This is a genomic window from Steroidobacter sp., assembly GCF_036402275.1.
Lineage (GTDB): Bacteria > Pseudomonadota > Gammaproteobacteria > Steroidobacterales > Steroidobacteraceae > Steroidobacter.
In genome coordinates, this window is the sequence record NZ_DASWTF010000029.1 from 100,783 (window position 1) to 112,366 (window position 11,584).

An 11,584-nucleotide genomic window follows, 5' to 3' on the forward strand; every position below is an offset into this window, starting at 1 on the left:
ACTCGATAAAAACGTGCGCAGCTTTGCAATGATTTATTAAGCGCGTTGACCCTCGCTGACACTGTCACGTACAACACCCCGAGTGCTTCACACATCGTGGTCGAAAACAACGGCCATGGAAGACACCTGAAAAAAGTTCGCGGCGACCACGAGCCGACGCAACGAGCGCGTCGCTTGGATCCTGCGAACGCCTGATGAAAGAACACTTCGAGCCGGTGTTCGCCGACGCGGCGGGCCACAGCCGCAGCTTCTAGTGGGGGACGATATGATTCCGAGTCGCAGTCCGTGGGTACGGTGTGTCCGCACGCCGCGTAGTGCTGTTGCCTTCGAAAACAAGCTGCGCGCGAGCGTACGCAACGTGCTCGCGGGATCGCTTCTGCTCAGCAGCTTCGCTGCCACGGCTCAGCAATCTTCCGCGGCGGTCGAAGAGCTGGAGGTCGTGGTCGTGACCGGCTCTTATATCGAAGGCACGGCCGAGGACGCGGCGCTGCCCGTCGATGTTTTCACCGCTGAAGACCTGCAGATGCAGGGCTCGCCCTCGATGGTGGACCTGGTGAAATCGATTCCAGCCGTGCAGGGCGTGCTCGGCGAGTCCAATCAATTCGGTTCGGCGCAATCCACCGGCATGGGCAACATCAATCTGCGCGGTATCGGCGCGGTGCGCACGTTGGTGTTGATGAATGGCCGGCGACTCGCGGCTTCTCCGACTGGCAGCGGCGTGGATACGAACTTGCTGCCCATGGCCGCGATCGGTCGCATCGAAGTGCTCAAGGACGGCGCGGCGGCGACTTACGGTTCCGATGCGGTTGCCGGCGTCGTCAACTTCATCACCAAGACGAATGTCGAAGGGCTGTCGCTGGATGGTTCCTACAGCTACATCGACGACACGGACGGCGACTACAGCGCGAATGCGGTGTGGGGCCACAAAGCCGACACGTGGAACATCATGGTCGCGGGCGGCTATCGGCATCGCTCGGAGTTGAAGACGACCGAACGCGACTGGGCAGTGCGCACGTTGGCCCAGAATCCGCAAGGCGGCTTCGCGCAGTGGGGTAACCCGGGCGCCTTCCAACCCTACACTGGCGTCGGTGAGGCGGTTTCTGGCGGGTTCCGCGATCCAGGTTGCGCATCGCTCGGCGGCATTCCGTCTGGCGCCATCAACTGTAACTATCAGTACATCACTTTCGACAATCTGGTCGAGCGCGAAGAGCATTATCAGCTGTACAGCGAATTCAACATGGATATCGGCGAGTCGACGGGACTGCACCTCGAAGCGCTGTACGCCGTGCACGATGTGCCCGAAGAAAACTCTTCGCCTTCTTACGGGCCGACGCAAGGTCCGAGGGTCGGCGCTGGCGGCAGCCTGTCACCGCCGTATTACGCGGTGTCGCCGGACAATCCGGGACTGCTGGCCATGCTGCCGTTCATCACGAACGAGACGGTGCGAAACAATGCGGCAACGAACGGCGTGCGCGCGAGCGGCTTGTTGTGGCGTCCGTTCGGTAACGGCGGTCATCCGCTCACCGGCGAAGGCAAGAAGGACGAGCGTTTGTTCGACGGCTATCGTCTGTCGGCGAGCCTGGACGGCGAGCTCGGCGCGGACATCGGTTGGGATGTGGCTCTCACGTACAGCGAGAACACTCGCGAGGTCAACACTCCCGACATCCTCGCGTATCGCCTGCAGGCCGCGCTGAACGGCCTGGGCGGACCCGACTGCGATCCCTCTTCCGAGCCGGGCACCGGCGGTTGCATGTGGCTGAACCCGTTCTCCAGCGCCTCGGCGAACAATCCGTCCACCGGCGCGGTCAACAATGTGACTTTCGATCCGAACAATCCGGCGCTGCTCAACGATCCGGCGCTGGTCGACTGGCTGTATGAAAACAACGGCTGGAAGGACAAGGGCTCGACGCTGGCCGCCGACGTGGTGTTCAACGGCGAATTGCCGTGGTCGCTGCCGGGCGGCGCCGTCGGTTGGGCCGCGGGCGGTCAGTATCGCGAGGAAGGCTTCGAGCGCGACGTCAATTTCTTCACCGACATCGATCAGAATCCCTGCGTCGATACGCTGGTCAGCGGCAATCGTAGTTGCAACACGCAATCCGGCTTGTTCACGTTCTTCGGTCCGCTGCGTAATCAGGATCTGAGTCGTGACGTGTTCGGTGTGTTCGGCGAAGTGAACCTGCCGCTGCTCGAATCGTTGCAGGCGCAGGTCGCGCTTCGTTACGAGGATTACGGCGGCAAGGTCGGTTCCACCACGAACCCGAAGCTATCGTTGCGGTGGCAGGCGCTGGAGTGGCTCGCTCTGCGCGGATCGGCGGGCAGCACGTTCCGTGGTCCGCAGCAGACACAGTTGCTCGACGGTTTCTCCACCACGCTGTCGTTCACGTCCGCGAGCGGTGGCTACAAGCCTTACGACAACTATGGCAATCCCGACCTGAAACCCGAGGAAGCCGACACCTACAACCTCGGCGCCATCGTGGCCGCCGGCGGATTCAAGGGCTCGCTGGATTACTGGAGCTTCAAATTCAAGAATCCGATCGTCTCCGAGGGCGGAACGGATCTCGTGGCAGCATTCTTCGGTACGTCCAACGCGCGGCTGAATTTCTGTAACGACCCGGCCTACGACGGATTGCAGGCGCGCTTTCAGTTCACCGAGGCTGGCTGCGGCTTCGACAGCCTGATCCGCACCCGCGTGAACGTGGTGAACGGACCGGAAGAAAACATTTCCGGCCTCGACGCCAGCCTGTCGTATCAGTTCGACGGCTTGTTTGGTGGCGAGTTGCTGGTCGGCACGGACGCGTCGTACACACTGGAGTACGAGCGTGAAGCCTTGTTCGTGGAAGGCATCCTGATTCAGGAGAAAGACGACTACGCCGGCACTCGCGGGGGACTCGGCGGTAATACGTCGATTCCCGAGCTGCGAGGCTCGGCGTACGTCGATTTCAACACGGGAAATCACAGCGTGCGCTGGACCACCCGCTTCATCGATGGCGTGACCGATGTGCGTCCCAGCGTGCCCGATGGTTTCCGGGAAGTGGGCTCGTTCACCACGCACGATCTGGTGTATCTGCTGAAGTTGCCGGGCGAAACCACGGTGAGCGCTTCGGTGTTCAACCTGACCGACCGCGATCCGCCGTTCGTGCGTGTCGAGCTGAGCTACGACCCGTTCATCGGCAATCCGCTCGGCCGATACTTCAAGATGGCGCTGACCAAGCAGTTCTGACGCCGAGCTCGGCTCCCGCCCGAACAGAAACGCCGCTCGATGGAGCGGCGTTTTTGTTTGCTCAATCCTCCAGCGTCCAGCCTTTTTCCCAGGGCGGCTCGGGCCCGAACGTGCTCGCGACAAAATCGACGAACGCTCGCACCTTCGGCATCAGATTGCGCCGCTCCGGATACACCGCATGCACGGCGATCTCGGGCGGACGGAACTTACAGAGCAATGGCTTCAGCTCGCCCGAGCGCAGCTGGTCGCCAAGATAAAACGTCGGCAGCTGGATGATGCCGCCGCCCGCAACGGCGGCCGCGCGATTGACCAGACCGTTGTTCGAATGCAGGTTCCCGTTCACAGGAACCACGTGCTCCTGGCCCTCGCTGTCGATGAGGCGCCATTCACGCGGCGTGCTCAGCAATGAATAAAGAATGCAGTTGTGCTCGAGCAGATCTTCCGGCCGCTCTGGAGTGCCATGCTTCGCCAGATACGCAGGCGATGCGCAGATGACTGTCCGCGTCGGCGCGATCTTTCGAGCGATGAGATTCGAGTCGCGCAACCGACCGATCCGGATCGCGACATCGAAGCCTTCCTCGACCAGATCGACCTGCCGGTCATCCATGTTCAACTCGACGGTCACGCCCGGATAGCGCTCCATGAATGTTTGTATCGCCGGGCCGAGCTGCAGGATGCTGAAGGACATCGGCGCCGATACGCGCAACGTGCCGCGCGGTTCTGTTTGAAAGCGCGCGACCTCCAGCTCCGCGTTCTCGATCTCACGAAGTGCGCTGCCGGTGCGGCGATAGAGCTCCGAGCCTGCTTCAGTGAGACTGAGTCGGCGCGTGGTTCGATTCAACAGGCGCGCGCCGAGCTTCTCTTCCAGCCGGGTGACTGCCTTGCTGACTACGGGCTGTGACATTTCCAGCGCCTCGGCGGCGGCCGTGAAGCTGGACAGCTCGACTACTTTGACGAAGACGGCGATGTCGGTGAGGTTCTGCATTTGGGTCGATTCGCGGAATAAATCCCATGCCGCCAGGGCCGATGATCGGGCGCGGGCGCATGACTAACGTAGCACCCATTCCGGTCGGGCGTCGCCTGACTCTCGCAAAGGTGCTGCTATGTCTGCTCAGGATACCCGCCAGGCACGCGACTTTTTCGCCCAGAAGCTGGCCTTTCTCACCGGTCCCCATGAGCTGAGAGGTCAGATCGACCGTAACGAGCCCATCACCATCGTCGATGTCCGGCTGCCCGCCGATTATCAGGCGGGCCACATCCCCGGCGCCATCAACTTGCCGCAGGGCAAGTGGCACACGCTCGCCGGCGTGCGGAAAGATCGCACGGCCGTCCTTTATAGCTATAGACAGACATGCCAGCTCGCTGCGGCGGCGGCCGTGGAACTGGCGTCCGCCGGCATTCCCGTCGTCGAAATGGAAGGCGGCTTCGAAGCCTGGCTGGAGCAGGATTTTCCGGTGGAGCGCGACTGAGCGCGCCATCCGTTGGCGTTCCCCTAATCGCATTCAAGAGGTGCTGTCATGTCGATATTCAATAGTCCCCAGCAAGCCGGTAGCGCTTTATTGCGCATTTCGCTCGGCGTCATGTTCATCGCGCACGGCCTGATCCTGAAGTTCTTTACGTTCACGCTCGCAGGCACCGCACAGTTCTTTGCGTCGATCGGCTTGCCGGGCCCGCTCGCTTATGTGGTGTTCGCGCTAGAGACGGTCGGCGGTGTGCTCCTGTTGATCAACTACCGCACGCGCTGGGTGGCGCTCGGCTTGATTCCGGTGTTGCTGGGCGCTTTGTGGGTGCACATCGGCAACGGCTGGGTGTTCAGCAATGCCAACGGCGGCTGGGAATATCCGCTGTACCTGATCGTCATCAGCGTGGTCGTGGCGTTGCAGGCCGAGCCGGTGCGGGCCAGCAGCTCGCTCGGCTCCCGGCAGCCGACGCTCGCGTAACTATTGGGGTTCCAGCCGCTCGCCTTCGGGCGGCGGGAACTCGTTGCACACTTCGCGCAGCCAATTACGGAAGCGAATGACTTTGGGCACTTCGAAGTTGTGCGCCGGGGCGACGAAATAATAGGAGTTGTGTTGGCGAACGCTCTGGCTCGACGGTCGAACCAGTCGTCCCGAGGCGAGATCGCCGGCCACCAGCGACCATCGCGCCAGTGCCAGGCCGTGGCCTTGTTCGGCCGCGGCCAGCACTGAAGCCGAATCATCGAGAATCGGGCCGCGCTCGACGCGAGTGGTGTCGCCGCCGACCCGGCGCAGCCAATCGATCCATGGCTCGCTCGCACTGTGCAGCAGCGGATACTTATTCAGATCGGCCAGGGTGCTGATCGGGCCGAGCTTGGCGAACAGCGTGGGGCTCGCGACAGGAAACACCCAGTCGTCGAGCATCTTCTCCGCCTGTATTTGCGGCCAACTGCCCGAGCCGTAGCGAACGGCGGCGTGGAAGTCGGTCTGCATGAAATCCACCAGCTCGCGACTCGCGCTGAAGCGCAGGTCCACTTCCGGATGCTTCTGGTAGAAATCGCCGAGCCGCGGCAACAGCCACTTCTGCAGGAACGAGCCAAGCAGGCTGATATTGAGCAAACCGCTGCTGCGATCGAGCCGCAGTTGATCCACCGCGCGCGTCAGTTCGCTCATGCCTCGTTGCACGCCGGGCAACAAGCGCGCACCCTGTGGCGTCAGGCGGACCGAGCGGCTGTGGCGGACGAAGAGCGGCGTTTCCAGAAACTCTTCGAGCGCTTTGATGTGCGAGCTGACCGCGGCCGTGGTCACGTTCAGGGACTGGGCCGCGCCGGTGAAACTCAAATGGGCGGCGACGGCTTCGAAGGCGCGCAGCGCATTGAGAGGCAGTTTGGTTTCAGCGCTCATCGTCGGCCGCTTCGTTCAAGATTCTTTTAACCCATGAACCCGATTTGGCAGGTTCGTACTTGGGTACGCGCCGAAAATATATCGATTCACTTAATGATGCAAGGTACGATTGCAGCTCCTGCACGTCCATGTGCCCGCTGCATTCGGGCATCCTGCCCAGCACCGGCAGTGGAGTTTGGAGAGCGCCATGACTGACCTGCACATTGAGCCGGCCACGCCGGCCGACGTGCCCATGATCCTGCAGCTGATTCGCGAGCTAGCCGAGTTCGAGCGCCTGCTGCACGAAGTGACTGCCACCGAGGCGCAATTGCGCGAGGGGCTATTCGGCCCGAAACCGAGCGCGGAAGTCATCATGGCGCGCTTGCAGCCCAGCGGTGAAGTGGCCGGCTTCGCGCTGTTCTTCCACAACTTTTCGACCTTCCTGGCCAAGCCCGGCATCTACCTCGAAGACTTGTACGTGCGGCAGCAGTTTCGCGGCCGGGGTTATGGGGAACAGCTGCTGCGTCACCTGGCGCACCTCGCCCTGGAACGTAATTGCGGCCGGTTGGAATGGTCCGTGCTCGATTGGAATCAGCGCGCCATCGACTTCTATAAGAGTCTCGGCGCCGTGCCGATGAATGAATGGACCATCTATCGCGTGACCGGCCAGGCTTTGCAAAAACTCGGCGGTGCAATCGCTTCTGCCGATGGGGTCGATAGGAAATAACTTTACGCCGGTCGCCGAGTCGCGCATTCCCGTGCTAGCGGCTGACGCGAGCGCGGTGTATTTTCGGACGAGCGAATTGGACCAATGAGGGGTCGCATGTCCATCCGCGCCTTACGCTATCTCCTCGCTCTGGCCGACTGTCTGAACTTCACGCGCGCGGCCGAGCGGTGCTCCGTTACTCAATCGACACTCAGCATTCAGCTGCGCAAGCTCGAGGAATATCTCGGCGTGCGTTTGTTCGAACGCGATCGTGCTCATGTCGCGCTCACTGAAGACGGTCGCAAAGTGTTGCGGTTCGCTCGCGTCGCCGTGCGCGCGGCCGATCGCATCGTCGCGGTCAGCCGTTCTCGTCAAGTCGCTCCTCTGAAGGAGTCTCTTATTGAGGAGATCAATTGCCAGCGTTCGCCCATCGATTAGACTTTGTCTAACTTAGACCACGGCTAGGTCCCGTCCTTCACATCTCACGGGCCGCGCCAGCAGGGGAGACAGCATGGGACCGCCGATTCACACCGTGCGCGTGGCGACGTGCGCCAGTATTTTGTCTGGCCTTCTGATGGCGAGCGCCACGCTGGCGCAGCCATTGGGTTTGCCGCCCGTACCGATTCCGCCCGATAACCCGCAAACGCCCGAGAAGATCGCGCTCGGCGACAAGCTCTTCAACGACAAGCGTTTCAGCAGCACCGGCGAGGTCGCGTGCTCGACTTGTCACGATCCCAAGAAGGGATTCACCGATAGTCCGCTGACGACTTCGGAAGGCGTCAACAAACTCACCGGCACGCGGAATTCGCCGACGGTGATCAACGCGGCCTATTCCAAGCTGTTCTTCTGGGACGGCCGTTCGCTGGACATGGAAGATCAGGCGCAGCATCCCATCGTGAATCCGGTGGAAATGGGCCTGGTGAATCACGATCCAGTGTTGAAGATCGTGCGCACCGATCCCGACTACGTGGCTCGCTTCAAGAAAGTCTTCGACAAGGAAGGCGAGCAGGTCACGATGAAGGAAGTGCAGCAGGCCATCGCCAGCTTCGAGCGCACCATCGTCGCGGGCGATTCGCCGTGGGATCGCTGGTATTACGGCGGCGATCAGAAGGCCGTGAGCGAGCAGGTGAAGCGCGGCTTCAACGTGTTCCTGACCAAGGGACGTTGCGTCTCGTGTCACGCCATCGAACAGGACTACGCGCTGTTCACCGACAACCGCTTTCATAACATCGGCGTCGGCGTGAATCGCATTCAGAACGAGATTCCGCAGTTCGCGCCTTCATTCCTTACCGCCAAAGCGGCGGGCACCGACGTCGACAAAGCCGTGCTCACGAACCCGAAGGTGTCGGAGCTCGGTCGCTTCGCCGTGACGGAGACACTCGATGAAATCGGCGCGTTCAAGACATCGACGTTGCGTAACGTCGCCGTGACCGCGCCGTTCATGCACGACGGCAGCCTGAAGACGCTGCGCGACGTGGTCGAGCACTACAACAATGGCGGCGTCACCAAGAAGGACGATCCGGTCAATGACTTCCTGAGCGGCGGCATTCGCCCGTTGAATCTGACCGACGACGAGATCAGCGATCTGGTGGCGTTCATGGAAGCGCTGACCAGCCCGCAGTTCGCCGCGCAAAAGGCAGCGTCGGCCAACCCCGCGTCGTGCAATGTGAAGACCACCACGGTCGCGGCGAGCAGCCCGGCGACCCCAGTCTCGAATTCCATCAGCGGCGGAGAGGGGATGTAATCATGGACATCAAATACGATCGCCGCAGTTTCATCAAAACTTCCACGGTGAGTCTCGGCGCGACCGCGCTGCCGCTGACCATGGTGGAGCTGGCGTTCGCGAAGCCGACCGAGAACTTCACGTTCGCGTACATCTCGGATTCGCACATTCAGCACATCAAGGGCACGCAGTTCGTGCGCAACTGGGATCGCGGCCTGATTCGCGCGGTCGCCGAAACGAACCTGCTCACGCCCAAGCCGGACTTCATCATGTACGGCGGCGATCTGGCGCAGATGGGCACCAAGGCCGAGCTCGATCACGGCGCGGAAATCCTTTCCAAGCTCAACGGCAAGGTCTACCACGTGATGGGCGAGCACGATTACTACCTCGACCTGGGCGAGTACTGGTCGAAGCTGTTCGGCAAGCAGTACTACAGCTTCAACCACAAGGGCGTGCACTTCGTGGTGTTGAACAGCATCCTCACTTACGACGACTGGACCTTCAATCGCTGGCCGTCCGCCGAGCAGCGCATGGCCGAGATGGCCGGCCTCGACAATCCGAACGGCTCGCCGTTCATGGTCGGCGAGAAGCAGCGCGAGTGGCTCAAGAAAGATCTGGCGAAAGTGAAAAAGGACACCCCGATCGTGGTGTTCTCGCATTCGCCGCTGCAGAAGATCTACAAGGGCTGGAATTTCTGGACCGAAGACGCCGAGCAGATCCAGGCGCTGCTCGCGCCGTTCAACAAGGTCACGGTGTTCTACGGGCACGTGCACCAGATCCAGTACAACCAGATCGGCAACATCGCGTTCACTTCGGCAATGGCGACCGCGTGGCCGTGGCCGTACCCGCAAAGCTATGCGCAGGCCGAGCAGCTGTTGCCGAAGCTCACGGTGCAGATGAATCGCGCCGATCCGTTCTTCGAGCGTGACGCGACCGGCTGGCAGTTCATCGACGTGCACAGCGGCCGCGCCAACGCGACCTTCAATCTGTACAACAACACCACGCGTACCGTGGCGTTCGATGCGCAGGCGGGGCATCCGAAGGACAAGACCTATCAGGATCCTGACAGCCGCATTCCTCCGCAGACGCATTTCTGAGATGCACCGCTATAGCCAACGACGCCAAGGTATGAACATGAAAATCGCATCCGTCATTGCTTGCGTAGTGCTGTCCATGGGCGCTGCCGGTGTCGCCAGCGCCGATGAATTCACCAAGGAAGATCTGGCGCGCTGGCAGGAGCAGTTCGACGGCGTGGTGAAGGAAGGCCGCAAGCTGTGGACCAGTCCCGAGATTGGCAAGAACGGTGTCGTATGCGCGCAGTGCCATCCGAACGCCGCGAACACGCATCCGGAAACTTATCCCAAGTTCCAGAAGCAGCTGGGCAAGGTCGCCAATCTTTGGGAAATGGTGAACTGGTGTCTGCGCAATCCGCTCGAAGGCGACCCCATGGCCGCTGACGATCCGCGCATGACGGCCATGCTGGCTTACATCGCGTGGGAACGTCGCGGTGTGAAGCTCGAGCCGGGCAAGCATTGATGACTTTGCTTTCTAGCGCCTTGCTAGCGACCGCGGCGTTGATGTTCGCCGCGGTCTCGCAGGCTGGTGAAGAGGCGACGCCTAAGATCGATCAAACTTCACTACTGAAGCGCATCGATTCCAAAGACGCGTCGATGGTCATCCTCGACGTGCGCTCTCCGGAAGAGTTCGCCAAAGGCCACGTGCCCGGCGCCATCAACATCCCTCACACCCACCTCCCCGCGCGCATCTCCGAAGTCGCCGACGCCGGCGACAAGGACATCGTCATCTACTGCGCAACCGGCATCCGCTCCGAACAGAGCGTCCACCGCCTGCGCGAGAACGGCTTCACCCGCCTGCTGCACCTGGACGGTGACATGAAGGCGTGGGAAGAGAAGAAGCGGCCGCTGACGAAGTAGCGCGGCCCATTCATCGGCTCGATACGTTCAAGTCAACGCTTGATCCAAGTCGGCGATCAGGTCATCCTCGCTTTCCAATCCGACCGACAGCCGCAGCAGATTCTGCGGCGTGACGGTATGCGGGCCTTCCACTGAGGCGCGGTGCTCGATGAGCGATTCGACGCCGCCGAGGCTGGTGGCTCGGATCCAGAGCTGCGTTTTGGCAGCGACGGCAAAGGCGGCGTCGCGTCCGCCGCGGACGCAGAAGGAAAGCATGGCGCCGAAGCCGCCTTTCATCTGTCGTTGAGCGATGGCGTGATCGGGGTGGGTGTCGAGGCCTGGATAGAACACGCGCTCGACGTTTTTGTGAGTTTGCAGGAAACCCGCGAGCCGGCTGGCGTTGTGAGTTTGTGCCCGAACGCGGCACGACAGGGTGGTGAGGCTGCGGCGAATCAGCCAGCAATCGAAAGGTGAGGGCACGCTGCCGGCGGTCTGCTGATAGTCGCGCAGCTTGTCCGAGAGGCCGCCGCGATCGCGTGTGATGACGGCGCCGCCCATCACATCGCTGTGGCCGCCGAAATATTTGGTGCTCGAATGCATGACCAGGTCGGCGCCGAGCTCCAGCGGCCGCTGCCAGACCGGCGTTGCGAACGTATTGTCACAACAGACCAAGGCGCCGCGACCATGGGCGAGCTCGGCGATGGTCTCGATGTCGCTGATGCTCAGCAGCGGGTTCGACGGTGTTTCGATCCAGACCAAACGCGTGTCGTCGCGAAGCGCGTCGCGAACGGCATCGACGCGAGTCATATCGACAAACGTATGCGTCACGCCCATGGGCGCAAGCACATCGCGCAATTGCTTGGCTGTTCCGTGATAAGACGCGATGGGCGCAACTACGTGATCGCCGGGCCGAAGCAGACTGAAAACCGCCATCGACGCCGCCGAGCCGGAGCTGTAGGTGGTCGCGTCGGCGCCGCCTTCGAGCGCGGCGATACATTCTTCCAACGGGCGGCGAGCGGGATTGTCGGCGCGGCTGTAGGAAAAGCCTCGGGAGAATTCGCCATCGACGTCGCGCTCGAACGTCGTGCTCATCTGAATCGGCGGGGCTACCGCGCCCGTGGCGCGCTCGACATCTCGTCCGGTATGAATGGACAGCGTTTCAAACTTCATCGCGGCTCCTGT

The 11,584-nt window shown here is 61.7% G+C and carries 12 protein-coding genes; 9 read left to right on the top strand and 3 right to left on the bottom strand.

The genetic code is table 11. From position 1 onward, the window contains the following. Window positions 1-265: 265 nt before the first annotated feature. Complete coding sequence (locus tag VGD45_RS13900; protein ID WP_331155916.1) at window positions 266-3,220, top strand: TonB-dependent receptor domain-containing protein; 2,955 nt, start codon at window positions 266-268, stop codon at window positions 3,218-3,220. Window positions 3,221-3,281: 61 nt separating this feature from the next. Here VGD45_RS13900 and VGD45_RS13905 read toward each other — a convergent pair whose 3' ends face one another. Then, window positions 3,282-4,205 carry a LysR family transcriptional regulator gene (locus tag VGD45_RS13905; protein ID WP_331155917.1) on the bottom strand — a complete coding sequence of 308 codons (924 nt, stop codon included), beginning with the start codon at window positions 4,203-4,205 and terminating at the stop codon, window positions 3,282-3,284. A 118-nt stretch (window positions 4,206-4,323) separates the two neighbouring features. Here VGD45_RS13905 and VGD45_RS13910 point away from each other — a divergent pair, with 118 nt between their 5' ends. Then, the gene (locus VGD45_RS13910; protein ID WP_331155918.1) at window positions 4,324-4,689 is read left to right on the top strand and encodes a rhodanese-like domain-containing protein; all 366 of its coding nucleotides are present in this window, start codon (window positions 4,324-4,326) and stop codon (window positions 4,687-4,689) included. A 48-nt stretch (window positions 4,690-4,737) separates the two neighbouring features. After that, window positions 4,738-5,160: a DoxX family protein gene (locus tag VGD45_RS13915; RefSeq protein WP_331155919.1), complete on the top strand. Its 423-nt coding sequence runs from the start codon at window positions 4,738-4,740 to the stop codon at window positions 5,158-5,160. Here VGD45_RS13915 and gcvA read toward each other — a convergent pair whose 3' ends face one another. Next, window positions 5,161-6,081 (bottom strand): transcriptional regulator GcvA, encoded by a 921-nt coding sequence (gene gcvA / locus VGD45_RS13920; RefSeq protein ID WP_331155920.1) that lies wholly within the window; start codon window positions 6,079-6,081, stop codon window positions 5,161-5,163. A gap of 187 nt (window positions 6,082-6,268) precedes the next feature. Between gcvA and VGD45_RS13925 the strand changes: the two genes are divergently transcribed. The 6 genes from VGD45_RS13925 to VGD45_RS13950 all read left to right on the top strand — a co-directional run bounded on the left by VGD45_RS13925 (window position 6,269) and on the right by VGD45_RS13950 (window position 10,423). Further along, the gene (locus tag VGD45_RS13925) at window positions 6,269-6,787 is read left to right on the top strand and encodes a GNAT family N-acetyltransferase (RefSeq protein WP_331155921.1); all 519 of its coding nucleotides are present in this window, start codon (window positions 6,269-6,271) and stop codon (window positions 6,785-6,787) included. A 96-nt stretch (window positions 6,788-6,883) separates the two neighbouring features. Next, the gene (locus VGD45_RS13930; RefSeq protein WP_331155922.1) at window positions 6,884-7,204 is read left to right on the top strand and encodes a LysR family transcriptional regulator; all 321 of its coding nucleotides are present in this window, start codon (window positions 6,884-6,886) and stop codon (window positions 7,202-7,204) included. A gap of 73 nt (window positions 7,205-7,277) precedes the next feature. After that, complete coding sequence (locus tag VGD45_RS13935; RefSeq protein WP_331155923.1) at window positions 7,278-8,510, top strand: cytochrome-c peroxidase; 1,233 nt, start codon at window positions 7,278-7,280, stop codon at window positions 8,508-8,510. A gap of 2 nt (window positions 8,511-8,512) precedes the next feature. After that, a complete protein-coding gene (locus VGD45_RS13940; RefSeq protein ID WP_331155924.1) occupies window positions 8,513-9,586 on the top strand; it encodes a metallophosphoesterase family protein in 1,074 nt (357 codons plus the stop codon). A 37-nt stretch (window positions 9,587-9,623) separates the two neighbouring features. After that, window positions 9,624-10,025: a hypothetical protein gene (locus VGD45_RS13945; RefSeq protein WP_331155925.1), complete on the top strand. Its 402-nt coding sequence runs from the start codon at window positions 9,624-9,626 to the stop codon at window positions 10,023-10,025. Next, window positions 10,025-10,423, top strand: coding sequence for a rhodanese-like domain-containing protein (locus VGD45_RS13950; protein WP_331155926.1), 399 nt, complete (start codon window positions 10,025-10,027; stop codon window positions 10,421-10,423). Before VGD45_RS13945 ends, VGD45_RS13950 begins: the two co-directional genes overlap by 1 nt. Before the next feature lie 27 nt (window positions 10,424-10,450). Here VGD45_RS13950 and VGD45_RS13955 read toward each other — a convergent pair whose 3' ends face one another. Further along, on the bottom strand, window positions 10,451-11,572 hold the full coding sequence (locus tag VGD45_RS13955; RefSeq protein ID WP_331155927.1) for a trans-sulfuration enzyme family protein: 1,122 nt from the start codon (window positions 11,570-11,572) through the stop codon (window positions 10,451-10,453). Window positions 11,573-11,584 lie beyond the last annotated feature (12 nt).